At 40.9% G+C, this 23,396-nt stretch carries 25 protein-coding genes and 4 pseudogenes; 24 read left to right on the forward strand and 5 right to left on the reverse strand.

The features are described from left to right. Window positions 1–71: 71 nt before the first annotated feature. Window positions 72–512, forward strand: a pseudogene (locus ACIY19_RS05270) (aminoglycoside phosphotransferase family protein); the annotation flags it as partial. A gap of 123 nt (window positions 513–635) precedes the next feature. Here ACIY19_RS05270 and ACIY19_RS05275 read toward each other — a convergent pair. Further along, a pseudogene (locus ACIY19_RS05275) lies at window positions 636–920 on the reverse strand (transposase); the annotation flags it as partial. Beyond that, a pseudogene (locus tag ACIY19_RS05280) lies at window positions 918–983 on the reverse strand (XRE family transcriptional regulator); the annotation flags it as partial. The pseudogenes ACIY19_RS05275 and ACIY19_RS05280, both read right to left, overlap by 3 nt. 144 nt (window positions 984–1,127) lie before the next feature. Between ACIY19_RS05280 and ACIY19_RS05285 the strand changes: the two are divergent. From ACIY19_RS05285 to ACIY19_RS05295, 3 genes are all read left to right on the forward strand, one after another. After that, window positions 1,128–1,259 (forward strand): hypothetical protein, encoded by a 132-nt coding sequence (locus ACIY19_RS05285; protein WP_004249786.1) that lies wholly within the window; start codon window positions 1,128–1,130, stop codon window positions 1,257–1,259. A 228-nt stretch (window positions 1,260–1,487) separates the two neighbouring features. Then, window positions 1,488–1,910: an RNA polymerase sigma factor gene (locus ACIY19_RS05290; RefSeq protein ID WP_000804879.1), complete on the forward strand. Its 423-nt coding sequence runs from the start codon at window positions 1,488–1,490 to the stop codon at window positions 1,908–1,910. Beyond that, the gene (locus ACIY19_RS05295; RefSeq protein ID WP_000845143.1) at window positions 1,907–2,137 is read left to right on the forward strand and encodes a helix-turn-helix domain-containing protein; all 231 of its coding nucleotides are present in this window, start codon (window positions 1,907–1,909) and stop codon (window positions 2,135–2,137) included. The genes ACIY19_RS05290 and ACIY19_RS05295 overlap by 4 nt, the downstream gene beginning before the upstream one ends. Before the next feature lie 221 nt (window positions 2,138–2,358). On the opposite strand, the gene ACIY19_RS05300 is transcribed toward ACIY19_RS05295, so the two are convergent. Continuing rightward, window positions 2,359–2,610 (reverse strand): hypothetical protein, encoded by a 252-nt coding sequence (locus tag ACIY19_RS05300; protein ID WP_001845478.1) that lies wholly within the window; start codon window positions 2,608–2,610, stop codon window positions 2,359–2,361. On the opposite strand from ACIY19_RS05300, the gene ACIY19_RS05305 reads away from it, so the two are divergent. From ACIY19_RS05305 to ACIY19_RS05350, 10 genes are all read left to right on the forward strand, one after another. After that, window positions 2,594–2,797, forward strand: a complete 204-nt coding sequence (locus tag ACIY19_RS05305) for an excisionase (protein ID WP_000814511.1) — start codon at window positions 2,594–2,596, stop codon at window positions 2,795–2,797. The genes ACIY19_RS05300 and ACIY19_RS05305 overlap by 17 nt on opposite strands. 81 nt (window positions 2,798–2,878) lie before the next feature. Then, window positions 2,879–4,096: a tyrosine-type recombinase/integrase gene (locus tag ACIY19_RS05310; RefSeq protein ID WP_409002872.1), complete on the forward strand. Its 1,218-nt coding sequence runs from the start codon at window positions 2,879–2,881 to the stop codon at window positions 4,094–4,096. A gap of 442 nt (window positions 4,097–4,538) precedes the next feature. After that, a complete protein-coding gene (locus ACIY19_RS05315; protein ID WP_409002873.1) occupies window positions 4,539–4,793 on the forward strand; it encodes a hypothetical protein in 255 nt (84 codons plus the stop codon). 163 nt (window positions 4,794–4,956) lie between these two features. Further along, a complete protein-coding gene (locus ACIY19_RS05320; RefSeq protein ID WP_000240130.1) occupies window positions 4,957–5,649 on the forward strand; it encodes a phosphoglycerate mutase in 693 nt (230 codons plus the stop codon). Between the two features lie 292 nt (window positions 5,650–5,941). Continuing rightward, window positions 5,942–6,211 carry a 30S ribosomal protein S15 gene (gene rpsO / locus ACIY19_RS05325; RefSeq protein ID WP_001018251.1) on the forward strand — a complete coding sequence of 90 codons (270 nt, stop codon included), beginning with the start codon at window positions 5,942–5,944 and terminating at the stop codon, window positions 6,209–6,211. Between the two features lie 1,005 nt (window positions 6,212–7,216). Next, on the forward strand, window positions 7,217–7,828 hold the full coding sequence (locus tag ACIY19_RS05330) for a CadD family cadmium resistance transporter (protein WP_045592399.1): 612 nt from the start codon (window positions 7,217–7,219) through the stop codon (window positions 7,826–7,828). Between the two features lie 233 nt (window positions 7,829–8,061). Beyond that, window positions 8,062–9,108: an iron ABC transporter permease gene (locus tag ACIY19_RS05335; RefSeq protein WP_045592397.1), complete on the forward strand. Its 1,047-nt coding sequence runs from the start codon at window positions 8,062–8,064 to the stop codon at window positions 9,106–9,108. A gap of 1 nt (window position 9,109) precedes the next feature. After that, the gene (locus tag ACIY19_RS05340) at window positions 9,110–9,865 is read left to right on the forward strand and encodes an ABC transporter ATP-binding protein (RefSeq protein WP_045592395.1); all 756 of its coding nucleotides are present in this window, start codon (window positions 9,110–9,112) and stop codon (window positions 9,863–9,865) included. A 19-nt stretch (window positions 9,866–9,884) separates the two neighbouring features. Continuing rightward, complete coding sequence (locus ACIY19_RS05345; RefSeq protein ID WP_125441269.1) at window positions 9,885–10,895, forward strand: ABC transporter substrate-binding protein; 1,011 nt, start codon at window positions 9,885–9,887, stop codon at window positions 10,893–10,895. Beyond that, a complete protein-coding gene (locus ACIY19_RS05350) occupies window positions 10,876–11,568 on the forward strand; it encodes an alpha/beta hydrolase-fold protein (protein WP_247924308.1) in 693 nt (230 codons plus the stop codon). Before ACIY19_RS05345 ends, ACIY19_RS05350 begins: the two co-directional genes overlap by 20 nt. A 42-nt stretch (window positions 11,569–11,610) precedes the next feature. On the opposite strand, the gene ACIY19_RS05355 is transcribed toward ACIY19_RS05350, so the two are convergent. Beyond that, the gene (locus ACIY19_RS05355) at window positions 11,611–12,360 is read right to left on the reverse strand and encodes a 1-acyl-sn-glycerol-3-phosphate acyltransferase (protein ID WP_000500169.1); all 750 of its coding nucleotides are present in this window, start codon (window positions 12,358–12,360) and stop codon (window positions 11,611–11,613) included. A 132-nt stretch (window positions 12,361–12,492) separates the two neighbouring features. Here ACIY19_RS05355 and ACIY19_RS05360 point away from each other — a divergent pair, with 132 nt between their 5' ends. The 6 genes and pseudogenes from ACIY19_RS05360 (at window position 12,493) to ACIY19_RS05385 (ending at window position 19,814) form a co-directional block, all read left to right on the forward strand. Then, window positions 12,493–14,829, forward strand: coding sequence for a cation-translocating P-type ATPase (locus ACIY19_RS05360; RefSeq protein WP_409002874.1), 2,337 nt, complete (start codon window positions 12,493–12,495; stop codon window positions 14,827–14,829). Between the two features lie 207 nt (window positions 14,830–15,036). Then, window positions 15,037–15,714 (forward strand): tRNA (adenine(22)-N(1))-methyltransferase TrmK, encoded by a 678-nt coding sequence (locus ACIY19_RS05365; protein ID WP_316717068.1) that lies wholly within the window; start codon window positions 15,037–15,039, stop codon window positions 15,712–15,714. Continuing rightward, on the forward strand, window positions 15,701–16,498 hold the full coding sequence (locus ACIY19_RS05370; protein WP_316717067.1) for a Nif3-like dinuclear metal center hexameric protein: 798 nt from the start codon (window positions 15,701–15,703) through the stop codon (window positions 16,496–16,498). Before ACIY19_RS05365 ends, ACIY19_RS05370 begins: the two co-directional genes overlap by 14 nt. A gap of 16 nt (window positions 16,499–16,514) precedes the next feature. Beyond that, on the forward strand, window positions 16,515–17,618 hold the full coding sequence (locus tag ACIY19_RS05375; protein WP_409002875.1) for an NAD(P)/FAD-dependent oxidoreductase: 1,104 nt from the start codon (window positions 16,515–16,517) through the stop codon (window positions 17,616–17,618). A gap of 208 nt (window positions 17,619–17,826) precedes the next feature. Further along, entirely contained in the window at window positions 17,827–18,846 is a 1,020-nt protein-coding gene (gene galE / locus ACIY19_RS05380) for a UDP-glucose 4-epimerase GalE (protein WP_001156532.1), read from the forward strand. After that, a pseudogene (locus ACIY19_RS05385) lies at window positions 18,830–19,814 on the forward strand (glycosyltransferase family 2 protein). Before galE ends, ACIY19_RS05385 begins: the two are co-directional and overlap by 17 nt. 75 nt (window positions 19,815–19,889) lie before the next feature. Here the strand turns inward: ACIY19_RS05385 and ACIY19_RS05390 are convergent. After that, complete coding sequence (locus tag ACIY19_RS05390; protein ID WP_002874767.1) at window positions 19,890–20,093, reverse strand: ferredoxin; 204 nt, start codon at window positions 20,091–20,093, stop codon at window positions 19,890–19,892. 45 nt (window positions 20,094–20,138) lie between these two features. On the opposite strand from ACIY19_RS05390, the gene ACIY19_RS05395 reads away from it, so the two are divergent. The 4 genes from ACIY19_RS05395 to clpX all read left to right on the forward strand — a co-directional run bounded on the left by ACIY19_RS05395 (window position 20,139) and on the right by clpX (window position 23,391). Then, complete coding sequence (locus tag ACIY19_RS05395; RefSeq protein ID WP_409002876.1) at window positions 20,139–20,648, forward strand: SAG1386/EF1546 family surface-associated protein; 510 nt, start codon at window positions 20,139–20,141, stop codon at window positions 20,646–20,648. Window positions 20,649–20,657: 9 nt separating this feature from the next. Further along, window positions 20,658–21,332 carry a (d)CMP kinase gene (gene cmk, locus ACIY19_RS05400; RefSeq protein WP_000849409.1) on the forward strand — a complete coding sequence of 225 codons (675 nt, stop codon included), beginning with the start codon at window positions 20,658–20,660 and terminating at the stop codon, window positions 21,330–21,332. 118 nt (window positions 21,333–21,450) lie between these two features. Then, entirely contained in the window at window positions 21,451–21,957 is a 507-nt protein-coding gene (locus tag ACIY19_RS05405) for a dihydrofolate reductase (RefSeq protein ID WP_409002877.1), read from the forward strand. A 201-nt stretch (window positions 21,958–22,158) separates the two neighbouring features. Then, window positions 22,159–23,391: an ATP-dependent Clp protease ATP-binding subunit ClpX gene (clpX, locus tag ACIY19_RS05410; RefSeq protein ID WP_409002878.1), complete on the forward strand. Its 1,233-nt coding sequence runs from the start codon at window positions 22,159–22,161 to the stop codon at window positions 23,389–23,391. The last annotated feature ends 5 nt before the right edge of the window (window positions 23,392–23,396 follow it).

Consider the following 23,396-nt stretch of genomic DNA (forward strand, 5'->3'; position numbering starts at 1 on the left):
AGAAAATACATCAATTTTGATAAGTAGAAATGGTAAAAACATTGTATAGCATTTTACACAGGAGTCTGGACTTGACTCGTGAAACTATTTATAATGATTTAACTGATATAGAAAAAGATTATATAGAAAGTTTTATGGAAAGACTAAATGCAACAACAGTTTTTGAGGGTAAAAAGTGTTTATGCCATAATGATTTTAGTTGTAATCATCTATTGTTAGATGGCAATAATAGATTAACTGGAATAATTGATTTTGGAGATTCTGGAATTATAGATGAATATTGTGATTTTATATACTTACTTGAAGATAGTGAAGAAGAAATAGGAACAAATTTTGGAGAAGATATATTAAGAATGTATGGAAATATAGATATTGAGAAAGCAAAAGAATATCAAGATATAGTTGAAGAATATTATCCTATTGAAACTATTGTTTATGGAATTAAAAATATTAAACAGGAATTTATCGAAAATGGTAGAAAAGAAATTTATAAAAGGACTTATAAAGATTGATTATATAATATATGAAAAGCTATTATAAAAGACATTAGTATTAAATAGTTTAAAAAAATGAAAAATAGAAGTGAGTCAAGTCCAGACTCCTGTGTAAAATGCTATACAATGTTTTTACCATTTCTACTTATCAAAATTGATGTATTTTCTTGAAGAATAAATCCATTCATCATGTAGGTCCATAAGAACGGCTCCAATTAAGCGATTGGCTGATGTTTGATTGGGGAAGATGCGAATAATCTTTTCTCTTCTGCGTACTTCTTGATTCAGTCGTTCAATTAGATTGGTACTCTTTAGTCGATTGTGGGAATTTCCTTGTACGGTATATTGAAAGGCGTCTTCGAATCCATCATCCAATGATGCGCAAGCTTTTGAATATTTTGGTTGATCGATATAATCATGAATCAATCGAGCTTCTTTAATGGCTAAACCAAAGGCTCTAAAATCATATTTATCTTCTTTTTTACGCATAGTAGACCACCTCTATACATTTTATTGTTCCTACTGAATTAGAAACAGGTATAGAAAAACATGTTATATAGTTTATAGGTTCATATTTAATAAAAAGCACTACTAAACGCCAATAAAAAAAACCGTTATATGGTAGTGCTATTTATGCTGTTAAAATATTGTATCTTACTTCCAAATGGCGGTTTGTTGGAGGTCAAAGTCGCCATGAAGTATATCACATACAATCAAGTTCCCCACATTGAGTATTTATCAAAAAAAGTCGTCTATCTGCAATAGATAAGTACGTCCACCAATGTGGTTTTATAAATCATATAGATAGAAAAATAAAAGCATGTAAACAGAGAAATCAATCTGTTTGTGTGCTTTTTTGGTTATTCAGAACTTTTTTACAAAGTTTATTCATCAGTAATGCAACAAATCCCCCTTTCACATTGGGACTAAGAGTGAAAGGAGATAAAAGAGCAAGGCTCACTTCCTTTCCTAGACAGAAAGGGGGTGAGAAACATGAAACCATCTTCTTTTCAAGAAACCATAGAAAATCAGTTTGACTATATCTGCAAACAAGTTATTGAAGATGAACGAAAAGATTACTTCAAACATCTAGACAGACTATCAGCAAAAGAAGTCTCGTTTTCTGATATAGATAACTACCTTGTCAACTCTTTTTCTACTGTTGATACGTACGTCACTGATTTCCAACTATTTAAATTATTTGGATTAAGAATCAATGTTGAAAGTGATTTATTAAGTGAAGCCCTGCGTCATCTTTCAGAGAAAAAACGGAACATTATTTTACTTCATTACTTTATGGATATGAGTGATGTGGAGATTGCGGAGTTACTAAATTTGAATCGTTCGACTGTTTATCGTCATCGAATAAGTGGACTAGCCATGATTAAAGAATTCATGAAGGAGTGTAAAGAATGAAAACAGCCTATCCAAGGGTCCCCTTCCCCCTCATTGTAAAGGCGACAGATGGCGACGTGGAAGCAATTAATCAGATTGTTAAACATTATCGAGGGTATACCTCAAAACGTTCATTACGTCGCATGACAGACGAATATGGAAATTCTCATATGGTTATTGATGAAACCCTACGTGGCAGAATGGAAACGAAACTCATCTCTAAGATTTTATCGTTCGAAATTAAATAGTCCCATTTTTTCGTGGAAGCGTGCTAAACCATTCCACGCTTCCCGAACAGGGAGGTTTGTTATTCCACCAAAGCATATTGAGCTTTCAATGTGTTTTGATAGGCTAACGAGCCATTGTTCTTTGAAAACTGAATAAAAGTAATCGAATACGTTTCGATAAGAAAAGAGCCAACGGAACTAACCGCCATGACCTATCTTATAAAGATAGCGAGCGATTCATGTTAGTGATCCGAGAAGCAATCTTTAGCAGGATTGCCTGCAACGACATTCTTATCGTGATAATGATACTCCCATACAGTCAATAGTCCGAGCGTGATAAAACCGTCGCAGGCAATGAGTATGGCTACATGAGAACCATGCAGGGGTGGAACTCCCGTGAGCTTTGCTAAAGCTGTTCGATTGCTGGTAAAACAACTTTTATGAAATCCAAATAAGTGATTTGGAAAGGAGGATTTTATGAAGCAGACTGACATTCCTATTTGGGAACGTTATACCCTAACCATTGAAGAAGCGTCAAAATATTTTCGTATTGGCGAAAACAAGCTACGACGCTTGGCAGAGGAAAATAAAAATGCAAATTGGCTGATTATGAATGGCAATCGTATTCAGATTAAACGAAAACAATTTGAAAAAATTATAGATACATTGGACGCAATCTAGCGTCGCCAAAGGGTCTTGTATATGATAAAATAGTATTAAGTCGTATCAAGGCTCTTTCCATAAAGGAAAGGAGCAAATGCCATGTCAGAAAAAAGACGTGACAATAAAGGTCGAATCTTAAAGACTGGAGAGAGCCAACGAAAAGACGGAAGATACTTATACAAATATATAGATTCATTTGGAGAACCGCAATTTGTTTACTCGTGGAAACTTGTGGCTACAGACCTAGTACCAGCAGGAAAGCGTGATTGTATCTCACTTAGAGAGAAAATCGCAGAGTTACAGAAAGACATTCATGATGGTATTGATGTTGTAGGAAAGAAAATGACACTCTGCCAGCTTTACGCAAAACAGAACGCTCAAAGACCAAAGGTTAGAAAAAATACTGAAACTGGACGCAAATATCTTATGGATATTTTGAAGAAAGACAAGTTAGGTGCAAGAAGTATTGACAGTATTAAGCCATCAGACGCTAAAGAATGGGCTATTAGAATGAGTGAAAATGGTTATGCTTATCAAACCATCAATAACTACAAACGTTCTTTAAAGGCTTCATTCTATATTGCTATACAAGATGATTGTGTTCGGAAGAATCCATTTGACTTTCAACTGAAAGCAGTTCTTGATGATGATACTGTCCCTAAGACCGTACTAACAGAAGAACAGGAAGAAAAACTGTTAGCCTTTGCAAAAGCTGATAAAACCTACAGCAAAAATTATGATGAAATTCTGATACTCTTAAAAACAGGTCTTCGTATTTCAGAGTTTGGTGGTTTGACACTTCCAGATTTAGATTTTGAGAATCGTCTTGTCAATATAGACCATCAGCTATTGAGAGATACTGAAATTGGGTACTACATTGAAACACCAAAGACCAAAAGTGGCGAACGTCAAGTTCCTATGGTTGAAGAAGCCTATCAAGCATTTAAGCGAGTGTTAGCGAATCGAAAGAATGATAAGCGTGTTGAGATTGATGGATATAGTGATTTCCTCTTTCTTAATAGAAAGAACTATCCAAAAGTGGCAAGTGATTACAACGGCATGATGAAAGGTCTTGTTAAGAAATACAATAAGTATAACGAGGATAAATTGCCACACATCACTCCACATAGTTTGCGACATACATTCTGTACCAACTATGCAAATGCAGGAATGAATCCAAAGGCATTACAGTACATTATGGGACATGCTAATATAGCCATGACGCTGAACTATTACGCACATGCAACATTCGATTCTGCAATGGCAGAAATGAAACGCTTGAATAAAGAGAAGCAACAGGAGCGTCTTGTTGCTTAGTAGTACAAATGAATTTACTACTTATTTACCACTTCTGACAGCTAAGACATGAGGAAATATGCAAAGAAACGTGAAGTATCTTCCTACAGTAAAAATACTCGAAAGCACATAGAATAAGGCTTTACGAGCATTTAAGAAAATATAAAAAGATAATTAGAAATTTATACTTTGTTTATAAGAAAACATGATGTAATACAACTTGAAAAAATAAAAAGAGAATATTATGAAATAATCTTTCATTGCATCGTATTTAAAAGCTTCCATTACTTTAGAGGGAGTCTTTATAAAAACTTCTAACCCTAATACTATTTTAAAAGTTATTCCACTGGGTTCTCAAAATAAAACCATTCCTGTTGATCATGTTGCAAGTGTAGATAGTTCATTTCGTCTTGATTTCAAATCATTTGCTTGGGGTATCATTTTCGCTCTTATCGGCCTTTCAATGATGCAAAATTCATTTATCGGGGGATTGATATTAGTGGCTTATGGTGTATTAACAGTGCTAAGTGCTTTTCAAACTCTACTAGTTTTGCATCTTACTTCTGGTGGAACACATGTTGTCAGTGTGGTAGTATTTGAAAAAGCTAATCTTGAAAATTGCAAAGAAACAATTGAAGGTCTAATTCATAATCGTTACAATGATACTAATGTAACTAAGAATACTGATCGTTTAATTGATGCTTTAAATAACAAATAATTGCAATCGTTTCTTGATTGAATATCGCGAATTAATAATAACTAGATGAGAGGACACTGTTCTCTCTTTTTAGTTGATTTTAACTAGCTTTTTTGTGAAAAATTGTGTAAAATAGAATAGATAAACGAGGGAAACCTCGAAAAATAAAAGGAGAATCCATCTAATGGTAAAATTGGTTTTTGCTCGCCACGGTGAGTCTGAATGGAACAAAGCTAACCTTTTCACTGGTTGGGCTGATGTTGATTTGTCTGAAAAAGGTACACAACAAGCGATTGACGCTGGTAAATTGATCAAAGAAGCTGGTATCGAATTTGACCAAGCTTACACTTCAGTATTGAAACGTGCGATCAAAACAACAAACTTGGCTCTTGAAGCTTCTGACCAATTGTGGGTTCCAGTTGAAAAATCATGGCGCTTGAACGAACGTCACTACGGTGGTTTGACTGGTAAAAACAAAGCTGAAGCTGCTGAGCAATTTGGTGATGAGCAAGTTCACATCTGGCGTCGTTCATACGATGTATTGCCTCCAAACATGGATCGTGATGATGAGCATTCAGCTCACACTGACCGTCGTTACGCTTCACTTGACGACTCAGTTATCCCAGATGCTGAAAACTTGAAAGTGACTTTGGAACGTGCCCTTCCATTCTGGGAAGACAAAATCGCTCCAGCTCTTAAAGATGGTAAAAACGTATTCGTAGGAGCTCACGGTAACTCAATCCGTGCCCTTGTAAAACACATCAAACGCTTGTCAGATGACGAAATCATGGACGTGGAAATCCCTAACTTCCCACCATTGGTATTCGAATTTGACGAAAAATTGAACGTAGTTTCTGAATACTACCTTGGAAAATAATCTATAAACAGAAAGCCTAGGGTTCCTAGGCTTTTTTGTTTTTTGCTTCTAGTTCTCAACTAGTTGAAAAAGCCTTATAATGATAGTAAAGAGTGACTTGATTGTAAGAAAGGTAGATATGCTCGAAGCTCTGAAATCAGTAGAGTAATTCATGGTTTTAAACAGTAAATCAGTTGACAAAGTCCCTGCTTCTTGGTAGAATAAGAACTGTCGTAAAGACAAATAACTTCTTCTTGGTTACAGGCATGCCAACCTGTCACTCGGATGAAGCCAAATAAAAAGGAGAAACATCATGGCAATCTCAAAAGAGAAAAAAAATGAAATCATCGCACAATATGCACGTCACGAAGGTGATACAGGTTCAGTAGAGGTTCAAGTTGCTGTCCTTACTTGGGAAATCAACCACCTTAACGAACACATCAAACAACACAAAAAAGACCACGCTACTTACCGTGGATTGATGAAGAAAATCGGTCGCCGTCGTAACTTGCTTGCATACTTGCGTAAAAACGACGTTAACCGTTACCGTGAGTTGATCAACTCTCTAGGACTTCGTCGCTAATTCAAGATACAAAGGCCGTCAAAAACACAAAGCAAAAATAGGAAAATTGACGAAGAAACTTCAGTTTCTAGGAGATTTTATCTTTTTTGCCAAGTGCTTAGGCCGTGTTCAATTGAGCATATCTTGATAATAAAGCTACTCTAAATTGGGTAGCTTTGTTGCGTTGTCACCTTACCTCGATATACTCAAGTATAATCTTCGGTTACGGTTCCTAGCACTGTAAGGTAAAATAAACCAGATCATCTCCCTTCGGGGAGATTTTTTGTTTCACTAACATTTTTGTACAATCTTCGGCTTGCCGCTTAGTCTATAAACGTTTTATCCAGCAAGAATCATGATGCTAAGGGCGTTAAAAATCAGTATGAAAATAGGGAAAGGACACAGTGTTCGATGAACACAAGGAGTTTTATCTTTTTCACTAGGATTTTAGCCCAAGCTCAAATCAGCTCTCTGATATTCAGAGGGCTTTTTTATTGAGTTTTATCGGTCACAATTTTGGAGACTACAAAAACTTCGTAATTGATAAAGATAAATTTGCACGTGTTTTATCGGTCACAATTTTGGAGACTACAAAAACTAAACGCAATTTCCAATTAATCATGTTTATGTTTTATCGGTCACAATTTTGGAGACTACAAAAACCTGCGGCTCCGTCTCTTCAACTTAACCTCGGTTTTATCGGTCACAATTTTGGAGACTACAAAAACCTCAAATAGTATCAGCTAATGACACCATGAAGGTGCGCAGTTACTCGGCTTTTCAAGCCGAGTAACTGTCTGCAAGCCCCCTCGGAGAGCCCACACTTTACGAAGTAAAGTATAGTATGTTATACTTTACATGGAAGTAGTCACCGAATTCCAGTTAGAAATTACTTTGTAACTACGTTTTGAGGAGGAGTAAAATGCTTTCCTACGTTCGACATTACCCACTAGCGATAGCTAAATTAATGTGTCTGTGCTCTCCTAAAATCTGCTGATTTATTACTAACTAATACAGGAGGTTTTTATGGGACAGACAATCATATCTGCTATTGGTGTTTATATTTCCACCAGTATCGATTATTTAATTATTTTAATTATTTTATTTGCACAGCTATCACAGAAAAAACAGAAATGGCATATTTATGCGGGGCAATATCTAGGAACAGGCTTACTTGTAGGGGCGAGTTTAGTTGCTGCTTATGTCGTTAATTTCATGCCTGAAGAATGGATGGTTGGATTGCTTGGTTTAATCCCTATCTATTTAGGGATTCGCTTTGCAATTGTTGGAGAAGGTGAGGAAGAAGAGGAAGAAATTATTGAAAGATTAGAACAAAGCAAGGCAAATCAACTGTTTTGGACAGTTACATTGCTGACAATTGCGTCTGGCGGAGATAATTTAGGTATCTATATACCTTATTTTGCTTCGTTAGATTGGTCACAGACCCTCGTGGCGTTGCTTGTGTTTGTAATCGGCATAATTATCTTTTGCGAGATTAGTCGGATGTTATCCTCTATTCCGTTAATATTCGAGACAATTGAAAAATACGAGCGAATCATTGTGCCCATAGTATTCATTCTACTTGGACTATACATCATGTATGAAAATGGCACGATAGAGACTTTTCTGATCGTGTAGATTTTTTTGTTTCACTAGGATTTTAGCCCGGGCTCAAATCAGCTCTCTAATTTTAGAGGGCTTTTTATGTTGTCACTTTACCTCGATATACCCAAGTATAATCTTCGGTTACGATTATTAGCACTGTAAGACCAACTATATTTATTTTTCTCATCTTGTTCCATTGTTGAAAATATGGTATACTTTTTATGAGAATTTTCTAAATTTTTAAGATTCTATCAAAGGAGGTTTGCATGCTTTCCAAATTTTCTGGAAGCCGACGGGACCTGCAATTTGTGTTACTTTTAGGTATTTTGCTAGCTACTTTAGGGATTTCGCTCTTTCTAGCAGTTTCAATGGGATCCGTTGCGATTGATCTAGGAGATACCTATCGGATTATTTTGAGCAGGTTGGGTTTTCCTCTTGAGATAGGAGAGGTTTCCAAGTCCACTCTTGCCATTGTATGGAACATGAGATTCCCCCGAGTATTGTTAGGTCTGATAGTAGGGGCTGGTCTTTCTATGTGTGGTAGCGTGATGCAGTCTACAGTGAACAATCCCATCGCAGAGCCCTATGTCTTAGGAATTTCTGCGGGTGCAACTCTAGGGGCAACTTTGAGCATCATTCTTGGTTTAAAATTGGTGATTAGCCTTGGAGCTTTCCTTGGAGCTATTTTGGCAACAATCGCTGTCCTTATCATTGCCTCTATGCAGGGAAGGATGACGACTTCTAGTCTGATCTTATCAGGAACGGTGGTCAATGCTCTCTTTCTGGCATTTTCCAACTTTATTATCTCAGTTGGCGCTAATGCGGACAGTGTGATGACCATTAAGTTTTGGACTATGGGCTCGCTTGCAGGGACTACTTGGTCTGACTTAGTCCTGCCAACTATAGTAGTAGGATTAGCCTTTCTATTTTTCGCTACTCAGTATCGTGTTTTTAATGCGATGATGATGGGAGATGAGGCTGCTTTAACTTTGGGAATTCCCTTACGCTTCTATTGGTATCTTTACGTGACCGTGGTGGCTGTGCTGACGGCTGTCTTGGTGGCTACTTGTGGGATTATTGGATTTGTTGGACTGATTACTCCTCACTTAGCTCGAGGGTTAGTAGGAACGAATTACAAGAGGCTTTTTCCTGTTGCGACCTTGCTGGGTGCCCTCTTTGTCATCTGGGCAGATGTACTCTCCCGTATCATCATTCCAAACGCTGAGTTGCCGATTGGTATTTTCACAGCCTTAGTAGGTGCTCCCTTCTTTATCTACATTGTTGGAGGTAGGCGAAGGGAGGTGAGGGCCTGATATGGACTTGATTTGTCAGGATGTCCACTTTGGACTGGGAGAGAAAAAAATCCTCAAAGGAGTTTCTCTTAAGGTTGAGGGGCATCAATTTCACACGATACTAGGACCAAATGGAAGTGGGAAAACCAGCCTGCTTAAACTCCTCTATCGTCAGGAAAAGGCGGAAAAAGGTTTGATAAGCCTAGATGGAAAGCCACTGGAGCATAGGTCACTCAAAGAAACAGCCAAGCAAATGGCAGTTGTTACCCAGTTTAATCAATTGCAGTTTGATTGTACAGTTGAGGAAATCGTCTTGCTGGGAAGAACTCCCCACCTCTCTTTTTTACAGAAGGAAAAGGAAAGAGATTATGCCCTCGTTCAAGATGCTCTCGTCAAGGTGGATATGCTCGAGAAGAAAACTCGTCTCTATTCGTCTCTGTCAGGTGGAGAAAAGCAGCGAGTCTTATTAGCCCGCGCCTTGGCGCAAGAACCGACTCTCTTGCTTCTGGACGAACCAACCAATCACCTGGATATCAAGTATCAACTAGACTTGTTGGCCATTGTGAAGAATCTCAAGGTCAATGTTTTAGCTGTTCTGCATGATATTCAACTTGCTTGTCGCTATTCGGATTATCTCTATCTGATGAAAGAGGGAGAAATCCTTTACCAAGGGACTCCAAAGGAGACCATCACCCCTGAGTCATTGCAAACTGTATACGGAGTTCAAAGTCAGGTTACTTGGACCGAGGATCAGCAAGCGATGATTCACTATTTATAAGAAAGAAAAGGAAAACAAAATGAAAAAAACACTAAGCATTTTACTCGTAACAGTAGCTACCCTAACTATGGCAGCTTGTGGTAACACTACTACAGAAAAAACTACCACACAGTCTAGCACAGAAACAAGTCAAAAGGCCAGCACAGAGACGACTTATCCACTAACGGTCAAAACCTATGACGTTAAAGGGAATGAAGTCGAACAAGTTTTTGACAAGGCACCTGAAAAAGTTATCACCAACAATCTTTCAACCACTGAAATCTTATTGGAGTTAGGCTTGAAGGATAAAATTGCTGGCATGCTCAACCCGGACAATGCTGTGACGGACAAATACAAGGACGCGATTGCGACGATTCCTCAAATTGGCGATAAAAAAACAGTCTCACAAGAAACAGTCCTTTCTTATGAGCCAGACGCTGTGATGGGTCGAAACATGATGTTTTCTGAAAAATCCTTGGGAACAGTTAGCACTTGGAATGAAAACAAAATCCCAGTCTATACGCAAAAAGCTTCTCTCTCAACGATTCAGCAAGATTTGGGAAATATTGTAGAAGACGTTAAAAATCTTGGAATGATTTTCAATGTTCAGGACAAGGCTAATGAATACGCAGCCCAATTACAAGCTAAAATTGACGCTGTTAAGAAAGCAAACCCAGCAAGCCAAGGTGAAAAGAAAAAGGCTTTGATTATGGTTGCTTATAACGACGAAACCTTCGGCGCTTACAAGTCTGCTTTGCAAGAGAGCCTTCTAAATCAACTTGGTTATACTAACGTTGCAACGGGAACATCAGGCTTGACCTTGGAAAATCTCGTGTCAATGGATCCGGAGTTGATTATCTATGTAACTAGTGACCGCAACAAAAAATTGGATGCCAACGCAGTAGAGTTGATGAAGGCAAATGAAGTTTTGGAAAATGTTCCTGCTATTAAGAATCAAAAAATCATGACCATTTCTTACGATGAGTTGATGGACTATGGTCCAGCAGTGATTGATTCCCTTGAGAAAATCAATGACTTTATCAATAAATAATGAGTTTGATTGGGAAGGGATCCAAGTCAAAGTCAGTCTTCCTTCGACCTATGACCCTAATCAAACCTATCCAGCTATTCTCTTGAATGATGGAAACTTGGATTTTCTATCTTCCCTTTCAGAATCTGTAATTTTAGTTGGTTTGACCTCTAAAAATCGCCTAGACGATTACACTCCATGGAAGGCAGCTGCTCTGAGAGATGGGGCTCCAGATTTTGGCGGTCAGGCAAATACCTATCATGGTCATTTATTTGGAGATCTTTTAGACAAGTTGCAGTCACTTTATCGTCTGGACAAAAATCGCCTTGCTTATGGAGGTTACTCACTAGGTGGTCTGGCAGCAGTATACAGTCTTTTCAGCTTTGACAAGGTCTCCTGTATCTTCTCTATCTGCGGTTCCTTTTGGTTTCCTGATTTTACGACTTATTGCAAGGATGAAAGGGTGAAAAATTTGGACTGTTTGCTGTATTTACAGAATGGTCAAACAGAAGGAGCCCATCATACCAATCGCTTGGCTCAAGCTCCAGCCTATGCTGAGCAGATCCATACCAGCCTTCAGCAACGCTATCCAACTGGTCAATTTGTCTTTGATCCTTATGGGCATCATGAGCAAGTTGCTGAGCGATTTCTAGCCTTTTCCAACTGGTTGTCCCAAAAATGGAAAATCGAATAAAAGAAATATCCCTTGGCAAAAGCCAAGGGATAATTGTATTTTTTAACCAAGAGCCTCTCTCTTCTTATCTGGATTCCAGATAAAGCTTGCAATGAAGGTAAAGATAATCGTTAGGATACCAACAACCACAGCAAGGATGAGGGCTGGGATGCGGACAAACCACCAGAGTGGGTTTGGTTTTTTATCATTGTGCCATTGCTTGGTTTCTTCGTCTAAACGTTGGAATTCAGCTTGGATGCGGTCTGCAACCATTTCAATCCCTTCATCATTCATTTTCTTGATATCTGAGATATCGATAGGATTTCCAAAGTTCATATCTACACGTTCACGGCTGACTAAGCCTTTCAAGGTCATAGGACCTGTGTAGGTAACCGGCATGATACGGACTTTGGCCATCTTGGCAATCAGGGCTACGCCACCCTTGACATCGTTTGAGTGGCGACTACCACTGGGAAACATGATAAGGGAACGGTCACTTTTTTTGAGGACATTGATAGGGTATTTGATAGCAGAAGCGCTAGGATTTTCCCGGTCGATAGGAAAGGCCCCACACATACGGATCCACCAGCCAAATATGCGGTTGTTAAATAGCTCTTTTTTGGCCATAAAGATGAACTGTTTTGGTTTGGTCGCAAAGGCCATGTATACTGGATCCCACCAGGTACGATGAGGTGCGACCAAGATATAGTTTTCATCTTTACTAGGGATTTTATCAGTATTGTGGTAGTGAGCATTGCCATTGATGGACCACAAGATCAGCATGACTAGTCCACGCAAATAAGTATAAAACATGAGAACTCCTTCGATTGTATTGCTTTTATTATTATACCTTATCAAAAGACTACTGGCAAACTTTTTCAGTTATCAGCCAACAGTTTTAGATGGGATTAGAATTCTTTTAAAAAAAATGATATGATAGAATTTATGGATAAAAATAAGATTATGGGATTAACCCAAAGAGAAGTCAAGGAAAGACAGGCTCAAGGTTTGGTCAATGACTTTACCGCTTCAGCCAGTACCAGTACTTGGCAAATCATCAAACGAAATGTTTTTACACTTTTTAACGCATTAAACTTTGTTATTGCCCTAGCGCTTGCCTTTGTACAGGCTTGGAGCAATCTGGTTTTCTTTGCCGTTATCTGCTTTAACGCTTTTTCTGGGATTGTGACTGAGCTACGGGCCAAACATATGGTGGACAAGCTCAATCTCATGACCAAGGAAAAGGTCAAAACCATCCGTGAGGGTCAAGAAGTCGCTCTCAATCCAGAAGAGTTGGTTCTAGGAGATGTCATTCGTTTGTCTGCTGGGGAGCAGATTCCTAGTGATACTCTGGTTCTGGAAGGATTTGCGGAAGTCAATGAAGCCATGTTGACGGGTGAGAGTGATTTGGTGCAAAAAGAAGTGGATGCCTTGCTTTTATCAGGGAGTTTCCTAGCCAGTGGCGCAGTTTTGGCTCAAGTTCACCATGTCGGGGCAGACAACTATGCTTCCAAACTCATGCTGGAAGCTAAGACAGTGAAACCGATCAACTCCCGTATCATGAAATCGCTAGACAAGCTAGCTGGTTTTACTGGGAAGATTATCATTCCCTTTGGTCTAGCTCTCCTGCTAGAGGCCTTTATTTTAAAAGGCTTGCCCCTCAAGTCATCCGTTGTAAATTCGTCAACAGCCCTTTTGGGTATGCTGCCCAAGGGAATCGCCCTTTTGACCATAACTTCGCTCTTGACTGCGGTGATCAAGCTGGGCTTGAAAAAGGTCTTGGTGCAGGAGATGTACTCTGTCGAGACCTTGGCGCGCGTGGATATGCTCTGTCTGGACAAGACGGGGACCATCACCCAAGGAAAGATGCAAGTGGAGGCTTTTCTTCCTCTGACGGAAACTTATGGTGAAGAGGCTATTGCCAGCATTCTGACCAGTTATATGGCCCATAGTGAGGATAAAAATCCAACAGCCCAGGCTATTCGCAAGCGTTTCCAAGGACAGGTTGCCTATCCTATGCTTTCGAATCTTCCTTTCTCAAGCGACCGCAAGTGGGGGGCTATGGAGTTAGAAGGGCTAGGAACGGTTTTCTTAGGTGCGCCTGAGATGTTGCTGGACTCTGAAGTCCCTGAAGCTAGAGAGGCCTTGGAGCGAGGTTCTCGTGTCTTGGTCTTGGCTCTCAGTCACGAAAAACTAGCCCACTACAAGCCACAAAAACCATCTGATATTCAAGCCTTGGCACTGCTGGAGATCTTGGACCCGATTCGAGAAGGAGCCGCTGAGACGCTGGACTATCTCCGTTCTCAGGAAGTGGGCCTCAAGATTATCTCTGGTGACAATCCAGTCACTGTTTCCAGCATTGCCCAGAAGGCTGGATTTGCAGACTATGACAGCTATGTAGATTGCTCGAAAATTACGGATGAGGAATTGATTGCCATGGCTGAAGAGACAGCTATTTTCGGACGTGTTTCCCCTCATCAAAAGAAACTCATCATCCAAACGCTGAAAAAAGCGGGTCATACAACGGCTATGACAGGGGACGGAGTCAATGATATTCTGGCCCTTCGTGAGGCGGATTGTTCTATCGTGATGGCTGAGGGAGATCCTGCGACGCGTCAGATTGCCAATCTGGTTCTCTTGAACTCAGACTTTAATGATGTTCCTGAGATTCTCTTTGAAGGTCGTCGTGTGGTCAATAACATTGCCCATATTGCACCGATTTTCTTGATAAAGACCATCTATTCCTTCTTGCTCGCAGTCATCTGTATCGCCAGTGCTCTTCTGGGACGGTCTGAATGGATCTTGATTTTCCCTTTCATTCCGATTCAGATTACCATGGTCGACCAGTTCGTGGAAGGTTTCCCGCCATTCGTTCTGACCTTTGAGCGAAATATCAAACCTGTTGAGCCAAATTTCCTCAGAAGATCCATGCTTCGTGCCCTACCAAGTGCCCTTATGGTCGTCTTCAGTGTTCTTTTTGTCAAAATCTTTGGGGCTAGCCAAGGTTGGTCAGAGTTAGAAATCTCAACCCTACTCTATTATCTCCTTGGGTCTATCGGTTTCTTATCCGTATTTAGAGCCTGCATGCCATTTACCCTCTGGCGTGTCCTCTTGATTGTTTGGTCAGTAGGAGGCTTCCTAGCTACAGCTCTCTTCCCAATGATTCAAAAGTTGCTTGAAATTTCGACACTTACAGGACAAACATTCCCTGTTTACCTTGTCATGATGGCTGTCTTTACTGTGATATTTATCTTAACCAGTCGTTATCAAGCTAGAAAATAAAGAAAGACTGCAATCTGTGGATTGCGGTCTTTTTAGGTGCAAGATTGCTAGCTGATACTCAATGAAAATCAAAGAGCAAACTAGGAAACTAGCCGCAGGCTGTACTTGAGTACGGCAAGGCGACGTTGACGCGGTTTGAATTTGATTTTTGAAGAGTATGAAATGTGGTATAATAAGAGGTAACAGAGTTTTGGAAAGTGAGAGAAGATGATTTCAAAGAGATTAGAATTGGTGGCGTCCTTTGTACCACAGGGAGCTATTTTACTAGATGTGGGAAGTGACCATGCTTATCTACCTATTGACTTGGTTGAAAGAGGAAAAATCAAAAGTGCCATTGCAGGTGAGGTTGTGGAAGGCCCCTATCAGTCTGCGGTTAAAAATGTTGAGGCTCACGGTCTAAAGGAGAAAATCCAAGTCCGTTTAGCCAATGGCTTGGCAGCCTTTGAAGAGACTGACCAAGTGTCAGTCATCACCATTGCTGGCATGGGAGGTCGTTTGATTGCTACCATATTGGAAGAAGGCTTGGACAAGTTAGTTAATGTAGAGCGTTTGATTCTCCAGCCAAATAATCGTGAAGACGACTTGCGCATCTGGTTACAAGAGCACGGATTTCAGATTGTAGCTGAAAGCATCTTAGAAGAAGCTGGCAAGTTTTACGAGATTTTGGTGGTGGAAGCGGGACAAATGAAGTTATCAGCCAGTGACCTTCGCTTTGGTCCTTTCTTGTCCAAAGAGATCAGTCCAGTCTTTGTTCAAAAATGGCAAAAAGAAGCTACTAAGCTAGAGTTTGCTCTTAGTCAAATCCCAGAAAAAAATCTGGAGGAACGTCAAGTTCTAGCTCATAAGATTCAAGCCATCAAGGAGGTGCTCCATGTTAGCAAGTGAAGTGATTAAACGTTATGAAGCCTTTTGTCCGCAAGAATTTTCTATGGAGGGAGACAGTCGTGGTCTGCAAATCGGGACTCTAGACAAGGATATCCAAAGGATCATGGTTGCCCTTGATATTCGTGAAGACACGGTGGCAGAGGCTATTGAAAAGGGTGTGGATTTGATTATCGCCAAGCACGCGCCGATTTTTCGTCCCATCAAAGACTTGGTTGCTAGCCGTCCGCAAAATCAGATTTACATTGATCTCATCAAGCATGACATCGCAGTTTATGTCAGCCATACTAATATTGATATCGTTGATAATGGCCTCAATGACTGGTTCTGCCAGATGCTAGGTATCAAGGAGACGACTTATCTTCAGGAAACAGGCCCAGAACGTGGGATTGGGCGTATTGGTGACATTCAACCACAGACTTTTGGAGCATTTGCTCAGCATGTCAAGCAAGTCTTTGGTCTTGATAGTCTTCGCATGGTGCATTATCAAGAGAGTGATTTGCTGAAAGAAATTTCAAGAGTAGCCATCTGTGGTGGTAGTGGTCAGTCTTTCTATCCTGATGCTTTGGAAAAAGGAGCTGATGTCTATATCACTGGGGATATCTATTACCATACTGCCCAAGACATGCTGTCTGATGGCTTGTTGGGGCTGGACCCGGGACATTATATCGAAGTGCTTTTTGTGGAAAAAATCGCTGACCTCCTTAATCAATGGAAGGCAGAAAATAGCTGGACTATTGATATCTTGCCTAGTCAGGCATCGACTAATCCTTTCCACCATATCTAGTTAGAAGGTGAAGACAATGAAAAGAGTAGCCATAATCGGAGCAGGGATTGTGGGGGCAACAGCTGCCTACTACCTCTCGAAAGAAAGTGACCTAGAGGTGACCGTTTTTGACCATGGAAAGGGGCAAGCAACCAAGGCTGCAGCGGGAATTATCAGTCCTTGGTTTTCAAAACGCCGTAATAAAGCCTGGTATAAGATGGCGCGCTTGGGAGCTGACTTTTACGTGGATTTGTTGGCTGATTTAGAAAAGTCAGGACAGGAAATCGACTTTTACCAGCGTTCGGGAGTTTTTCTCTTGAAAAAGGATGAATCTAAGTTAGAAGAACTCTATGAACTAGCACTCCAGCGTAGGGAAGAATCTCCCTTGATAGGTCAATTAGCCATTTTAGACCAAGCGTCTGCAAATGAATTATTCCCTGGCTTGCAGGGATTCGACCGCTTGCTCTATGCTTCTGGCGGAGCGAGAGTAGATGGCCAACTCTTGGTGACTCGTCTGCTAGAAGCCAGTCAAGTCAAGCTGGTCAAAGAAAAAGTGAGTCTGACACCTTTAGCAACTGGCTATCAGATTGGCGAAGAGGTGTTTGATCAGCTTATTCTAGCGACGGGAGCTTGGTTGGGGGACATTTTGGAACCTTTAGGATATGAGGTAGATGTTCGTCCCCAAAAGGGGCAACTCCGAGATTATCAGCTCTCCGAAGACCTAGCATCTTACCCTGTTGTCATGCCAGAGGGGGAGTGGGATTTGATCCCTTTTGCAGGTGGGAAATTGTCCTTAGGCGCTACTCATGAAAATGATATGGGATTTGACTTGACGGTGGATGAAACCTTGCTTCAACAAATGGAGGAGGCAGCCTTACCTCACTATCGAGCATTGGCAGAAGCGAAATCATCAGGTGAGCGTGTAGGAATTCGCGCCTATACCAGTGATTTCTCCCCTTTCTTTGGACAGGTGCCAGGCTTAGCGGGTGTTTATGTGGCTAGTGGTCTAGGTTCATCAGGTCTCACAACGGGTCCGATCATCGGGTATCATCTAGCTCAACTGGTCCAAGACAAGGAGTTGACCTTGGCCCCAGTAAACTATCCAATTGCAAACTATGTCAAACGAGTAAAAAGCGAATAATACTCAATGAAAATCAAAGAACAAACTAGGAAGCTAGCCGAAGGCTGTACTTGAGTACGGTAAGGCGACGCTGACGTGGTTTGAATTTGATTTTCGAAGAGTATAAGCATTTTACTAAAATTTTAGCAGGTGGTTTAGGATGTCAAATGACATTCCCTATCAAAAATGATAAAATAAGAAAAAATAATCCGAGAATCGAGGAAGAAAGATGCAAGAAAAGATTTTGGTAACTGGTGGTGCTGGATTTATCGGAACCCACACTGTTATTGAGTTGATCCAAGCAGGTCATCAAGTCGTTGTGGTGGATAATCTTGTCAATAGCAATCGTAAAAGTTTAGAAGTTGTTGAAAGAATCACAGGAGTCGAGATTCCTTTTTATGAGGCAGATATCCGTGACACAGATACCCTCAGAGATATTTTCAAGCAGGAAGAGCCGACTGGTGTCATTCACTTTGCTGGTTTGAAGGCTGTTGGCGAATCAACACGCATCCCTCTTGCCTACTATGACAACAATATCGCTGGAACTGTCAGCCTTCTAAAAGCCATGGAAGAAAATAACTGTAAGAACATCATCTTCAGTTCTTCTGCGACAGTTTACGGAGACCCTCATACAGTTCCAATCTTAGAAGATTTTCCGCTTTCAGTGACCAACCCGTACGGTCGTACCAAGCTCATGCTAGAGGAAATTTTGACCGATATCTACAAGGCAGACTCAGAATGGAACGTGGTATTACTTCGTTACTTTAACCCAATCGGAGCGCATGAAAGTGGAGACTTGGGAGAAAATCCTAACGGAATTCCAAACAATCTCTTGCCTTATGTTTCACAAGTAGCAGTTGGCAAACTAGAGCAAGTGCAAGTATTTGGAGATGATTACGATACAGAAGATGGAACTGGTGTTCGTGACTATATCCATGTTGTAGACCTAGCCAAAGGTCACGTTGCAGCTTTGAAAAAACTTCAAAAAGGTTCAGGTCTAAACATTTATAACCTTGGGACTGGTAAAGGTTACTCAGTTCTTGAAATTATCCAAAATATGGAAAAAGCAGTGGGACGTCCTATTCCTTACCGCATCGTAGAACGCCGCCCAGGTGATATCGCTGCCTGCTACTCAGACCCAGCAAAAGCCAAAGCAGAGCTCGGATGGGAAGCAGAACTCGACATCACCCAAATGTGTGAAGACGCGTGGCGTTGGCAAAGCAAGCATCCAAATGGATTTGAAGACTAAGATGATGATTTCAATCATTGTCCCATGTCTAAACGAAGAGGAAGTACTTCCTCTTTTTTATCAGTCTGTGGAAGCTCTGCTTCCTGACTTGGGAGCAGAAGTCGAATATGTCTTTGTAGACGATGGCTCAAACGATGGAACCTTGGAGCTTTTGAAGGCCTATCGGGAGCAAAATCCTGCGGTCCGTTATGTCTCATTCTCACGAAATTTTGGGAAAGAGGCAGCCTTATACGCAGGCTTGCAGCATGCAACTGGAGACTTGGTGGTCGTGATGGATGCAGACCTTCAGGATCCTCCTAGTATGCTACTTGAGATGAAAGCCTTACTAGACCAAAATGCAGACATAGACTGTGTTGGGACACGGAGAACTAGTCGGGAGGGAGAACCCTTTTTCCGTAGTCTCTGTGCGAACCTCTTTTACCGCCTCATGCAAAAAATCAGCCCAGTAGCCTTGCCCTCAGGTGTCCGTGATTTTCGCATGATGAGAAGGTCTGTGGTAGATGCTATTTTAACACTGACCGAATCCAATCGTTTTTCTAAGGGACTCTTTGCCTGGGTGGGTTTTAAAACGCACTATCTTGATTATCCAAACGTTGAACGACAGGCTGGCAAGACCAGTTGGAGTTTTAGACAACTCTTTTTCTACTCGATTGAAGGAATTCTTAACTTTTCAGATTTTCCCTTGAGTATAGCCTTTGTAGCGGGACTCCTATCTTGTTTTATTTCTTTTATGATGACTGTTTTTGTGGTGTTTCGGACCCTTATCTTGGGAAATCCGACATCTGGCTGGACCTCTCTGATGGCTGTCATTCTCTTTCTTGGAGGGATTCAACTCCTGACCATTGGAATTCTAGGCAAGTATATCAGTAAGATTTATCTAGAGACCAAAAAAAGACCACTCTATCTCGTCAAAGAAAAAAGTGACCTTTCTATTATTGAAGGAAAAAAATAACCAAAAAAGACTATAATTTTACCTAGAAATATGCTAAACTAGTAAGTGTGGGAAAAATGAGAAAAAATCAATAACATTCATTCCCTGCTTCCTACGATGGATCTTTTAGGAGTGCACGTGTAGGACAATTTTTGATGGCCTCCAGAACATCGCTGGTCTCAGCGATTTCTCTTTGCAATTCAACTGGATCATCGTAAAATCGAACGATTCCATTATCATGGTAATCAAAGAGTTCAGAATAGGTTTGGCAAAGCCCGCAGGCGATGCACCGTTCGGGTATAAGTGTGACTTTCATATTTATATTGTAATAAGAAAATGTAAAAAAAACAAGGAGTAAGGTATGGAAAAAGAACCATGGCAAGAAGATATTTACGAAAACAATGAGGAAGAAACAAGATCAGAGCGTCGACACCGGAAACAAAAAGGGAAAGGCGTTGTTGCGAATCGTGTCTTAACGGTTCTAGCTAGCTTCTTCTTTGTAATTGTTGTAGCGATGGTAGTTGTATTGATTTACCTATCAACCGGTGGAAGCAATCGTACATCATCTTTGAAGGACTTCTATGATGCATCGTCTCCTTCTACAAGTTCAAGTTCTAAAGTGGAAGAATCATCATCTTCAAGTAGCAAGGTAGAGGAAACAACTTCTTCTGAATCAACACCTTCACAGAGCAGTTCGGAAGAACATACTACAGAGGGTGAAGGAACACTTACAGTACAGCCTGGAGAGGGAGAAGCAGCTCTTGCTCAACGTGCAGGGATTTCCATTGCCCAGCTAGAAGCCCTAAATCCTTCTCACATGTCATCTGGATCTTGGTTTGCCAACCCAGGTGATGTGATTAAGACAAGATAGGAGTCGGTCATGAAGACAATTCAAATTGCTATCGATGGTCCAGCTTCGAGTGGTAAGAGTACGGTCGCAAAGATTGTCGCTAAAGATTTTGGTTACACTTATCTCGATACAGGTGCTATGTACCGTGCTGCGACTTATATAGCGCTCAAGCACCAGTTGGATGCAGGAAATGTAGACCAACTTCTTGAGCTTCTTAACCAACACCCCATTAGTTTTGGTCGTTCAGAAACAGGTGAGCAACTTGTTTTTGTAGGGGATGTTGAGATTACGCATCCGATTCGTGAAAATGAAGTGACCAACAAGGTTTCAAGCATTGCTGCCATTCCTGAAGTGCGTGAGAAACTGGTTTCGCTCCAGCAAGAGATTGCTCAGCAAGGTGGTATCGTCATGGATGGGCGTGATATCGGGACAGTTGTTTTACCACAAGCTGAACTCAAGATTTTCCTAGTGGCTTCTGTTGAAGAAAGAGCAGAGCGTCGTTACAAGGAAAATATTGCCAAAGGCATTGAGACAGATTTGGAAACGTTGAAAGAAGAGATTGCTGCGCGTGACTACAAGGACAGTCATCGTGAAACCTCACCTCTCAAACAGGCTGAGGATGCAGTTTACCTTGACACAACTGGACTAAGTATCCAAGAAGTGGTTGAAAAAATCGAATCAGAAGCAAAAAAATATATGTCCTAAGGGCGAGAGGAGCAGGCTGAATGAAGCCTGCTCCTTTTCTCTCTTTTGCGCGCGTTTCAAAACAGCCTTTTTGGGAGAATTTTGATAAAATAGTAGTATCAATAAAAAGGACGGAAGCATGACAAAGAAAATCATAGCCATTTGGGCCCAAGATGAAAAAGGTGTGATTGGGAAGGAAGATCGTCTCCCTTGGCATTTGCCAGCAGAGTTAAAACATTTTAAAGAAACAACCTTGAATCATGCCATTTTAATGGGCCGTGTAACCTTTGATGGAATGGGACGTCGTCTGCTTCCAAAACGGCAAACCCTGATTTTAACGCGAAATAGCGAAGAAGTCATAGATGGGGCGCTCGTATTTCAAGATGTGGAGTCTGTTTTAGCGTGGTATCAGAGTCAGGAAAAAAATCTCTATATCCTTGGTGGCAAGCAGATTTTTCAGGCTTTTGAGCCTTATTTAGATGAAATCATCGTGACGCAGATTCATGCTCAGGTGGAGGGAGATACCTATTTTCCTGAGGAGTTTGACTTGTCTCGTTTTGAGACAGTAGCAAGCAAATCTTACACCCGAGATGAGAAAAACGACTATGATTTTACCATCGAATACCGAGATAGAAAGGAAGTCTAATGGAGCGCAGTATATTTGGATTTTTTACAGCTTTTTTGTGTGTGATCTGTATTTTGACTGGAGCACAGGCTTTTCGTAAGAAGCGCTATGGACTGTCTGCCTTACTCTGGTTAAATGCTTTTACCAATCTGGTAAACAGTGTCCACGCTTTTTATATGACCTTATTTTAGATAGAATGATAAATTAGAATGGAAGGAAATCATGCCTACAAATAGGAAAAATGATATGATGGTTTATTGCTCATTTTGTGGCAAAAGCCAAGAAGAAGTAAAGAAAATAATCGCTGGGAACAACGCCTTTATCTGTAATGAATGTGTGGAGTTGGCCCAGGAAATCATTCGGGAGGAGTTGGCCCAGGAAGTTTTGGCAGACTTGTCTGAAGTACCAAAACCAATCGAACTCCTCAATATCCTAAATCACTATGTGATTGGTCAAGATCGTGCCAAACGTGCCTTGGCAGTGGCTGTATACAATCACTACAAACGCATTAATTTCCACGATACGCGTGAAGAGTCTGAAGATGTGGATTTGCAGAAGTCAAATATCTTGATGATTGGCCCAACTGGTTCTGGGAAAACCTTCTTGGCTCAGACTTTGGCTAAGAGCTTGAATGTGCCTTTTGCTATTGCAGATGCGACAGCTCTGACTGAGGCTGGGTATGTGGGTGAGGACGTGGAAAATATCCTCCTCAAACTCTTGCAGGCCGCTGACTTTAACATCGAACGTGCAGAGCGTGGAATTATCTACGTGGATGAAATTGACAAGATTGCCAAGAAGAGCGAGAACGTGTCTATCACACGTGACGTTTCGGGTGAAGGAGTGCAACAAGCCCTTCTCAAGATTATCGAGGGAACTGTCGCTAGCGTGCCACCTCAAGGAGGACGCAAACATCCACAACAAGAGATGATTCAGGTGGATACCAAGAACATCCTCTTCATCGTGGGTGGTGCCTTTGATGGCATCGAAGAAATCGTTAAACAACGTTTAGGTGAAAAAGTTATCGGTTTCGGCCAAAATAACAAGGCAATTGACGAAAACAGCTCCTACATGCAAGAAATCATCGCAGAAGACATTCAAAAATTTGGGATTATCCCTGAGTTGATTGGGCGCTTGCCTGTCTTTGCTGCTCTTGAGCAATTGACGGTCGATGATTTGGTTCGCATCTTGAAGGAGCCAAGAAATGCCTTGGTCAAACAATACCAAACCTTGCTTTCTTATGATGATGTTGAGTTGGAATTTGACGATGAAGCCCTTCAAGAAATTGCCAATAAGGCTATCGAACGCAAAACTGGTGCGCGTGGTCTTCGCTCAATCATTGAAGAAACCATGCTAGATGTTATGTTTGAAGTACCGAGTCAGGAAAATGTGAAATTGGTCCGCATCACAAAAGAAGCTGTCGATGGAACGGAAAAACCCATCCTAGAAACAGCCTAGAGGTG

Origin of the sequence: Streptococcus sp. ST14, from assembly GCF_046098195.1 — a bacterium.
Classification (GTDB): Bacteria; Bacillota; Bacilli; order Lactobacillales; family Streptococcaceae; genus Streptococcus.

What these genes read in the sequence shown, in the direction of transcription:
- ACIY19_RS05285 (WP_004249786.1), top strand. Translation starts at nt 1,128, where the DNA reads ATGCTGTTAAAATATTGTATCTTACTTCCAAATGGCGGTTTGTTGGAG.
- ACIY19_RS05290 (WP_000804879.1), top strand. Translation starts at nt 1,488, where the DNA reads ATGAAACCATCTTCTTTTCAAGAAACCATAGAAAATCAGTTTGACTAT.
- ACIY19_RS05295 (WP_000845143.1), top strand. Translation starts at nt 1,907, where the DNA reads ATGAAAACAGCCTATCCAAGGGTCCCCTTCCCCCTCATTGTAAAGGCG.
- ACIY19_RS05305 (WP_000814511.1), top strand. Translation starts at nt 2,594, where the DNA reads ATGAAGCAGACTGACATTCCTATTTGGGAACGTTATACCCTAACCATT.
- ACIY19_RS05300 (WP_001845478.1), bottom strand. Translation starts at nt 2,610, where the DNA reads ATGTCAGTCTGCTTCATAAAATCCTCCTTTCCAAATCACTTATTTGGA.
- ACIY19_RS05310 (WP_409002872.1), top strand. Translation starts at nt 2,879, where the DNA reads ATGTCAGAAAAAAGACGTGACAATAAAGGTCGAATCTTAAAGACTGGA.
- ACIY19_RS05315 (WP_409002873.1), top strand. Translation starts at nt 4,539, where the DNA reads ATGATGCAAAATTCATTTATCGGGGGATTGATATTAGTGGCTTATGGT.
- ACIY19_RS05320 (WP_000240130.1), top strand. Translation starts at nt 4,957, where the DNA reads ATGGTAAAATTGGTTTTTGCTCGCCACGGTGAGTCTGAATGGAACAAA.
- rpsO (WP_001018251.1), top strand. Translation starts at nt 5,942, where the DNA reads ATGGCAATCTCAAAAGAGAAAAAAAATGAAATCATCGCACAATATGCA.
- ACIY19_RS05330 (WP_045592399.1), top strand. Translation starts at nt 7,217, where the DNA reads ATGGGACAGACAATCATATCTGCTATTGGTGTTTATATTTCCACCAGT.
- ACIY19_RS05335 (WP_045592397.1), top strand. Translation starts at nt 8,062, where the DNA reads ATGCTTTCCAAATTTTCTGGAAGCCGACGGGACCTGCAATTTGTGTTA.
- ACIY19_RS05340 (WP_045592395.1), top strand. Translation starts at nt 9,110, where the DNA reads ATGGACTTGATTTGTCAGGATGTCCACTTTGGACTGGGAGAGAAAAAA.
- ACIY19_RS05345 (WP_125441269.1), top strand. Translation starts at nt 9,885, where the DNA reads ATGAAAAAAACACTAAGCATTTTACTCGTAACAGTAGCTACCCTAACT.
- ACIY19_RS05350 (WP_247924308.1), top strand. Translation starts at nt 10,876, where the DNA reads ATGACTTTATCAATAAATAATGAGTTTGATTGGGAAGGGATCCAAGTC.
- ACIY19_RS05355 (WP_000500169.1), bottom strand. Translation starts at nt 12,360, where the DNA reads ATGTTTTATACTTATTTGCGTGGACTAGTCATGCTGATCTTGTGGTCC.
- ACIY19_RS05360 (WP_409002874.1), top strand. Translation starts at nt 12,493, where the DNA reads ATGGATAAAAATAAGATTATGGGATTAACCCAAAGAGAAGTCAAGGAA.
- ACIY19_RS05365 (WP_316717068.1), top strand. Translation starts at nt 15,037, where the DNA reads ATGATTTCAAAGAGATTAGAATTGGTGGCGTCCTTTGTACCACAGGGA.
- ACIY19_RS05370 (WP_316717067.1), top strand. Translation starts at nt 15,701, where the DNA reads ATGTTAGCAAGTGAAGTGATTAAACGTTATGAAGCCTTTTGTCCGCAA.
- ACIY19_RS05375 (WP_409002875.1), top strand. Translation starts at nt 16,515, where the DNA reads ATGAAAAGAGTAGCCATAATCGGAGCAGGGATTGTGGGGGCAACAGCT.
- galE (WP_001156532.1), top strand. Translation starts at nt 17,827, where the DNA reads ATGCAAGAAAAGATTTTGGTAACTGGTGGTGCTGGATTTATCGGAACC.
- ACIY19_RS05390 (WP_002874767.1), bottom strand. Translation starts at nt 20,093, where the DNA reads ATGAAAGTCACACTTATACCCGAACGGTGCATCGCCTGCGGGCTTTGC.
- ACIY19_RS05395 (WP_409002876.1), top strand. Translation starts at nt 20,139, where the DNA reads ATGGAAAAAGAACCATGGCAAGAAGATATTTACGAAAACAATGAGGAA.
- cmk (WP_000849409.1), top strand. Translation starts at nt 20,658, where the DNA reads ATGAAGACAATTCAAATTGCTATCGATGGTCCAGCTTCGAGTGGTAAG.
- ACIY19_RS05405 (WP_409002877.1), top strand. Translation starts at nt 21,451, where the DNA reads ATGACAAAGAAAATCATAGCCATTTGGGCCCAAGATGAAAAAGGTGTG.
- clpX (WP_409002878.1), top strand. Translation starts at nt 22,159, where the DNA reads ATGCCTACAAATAGGAAAAATGATATGATGGTTTATTGCTCATTTTGT.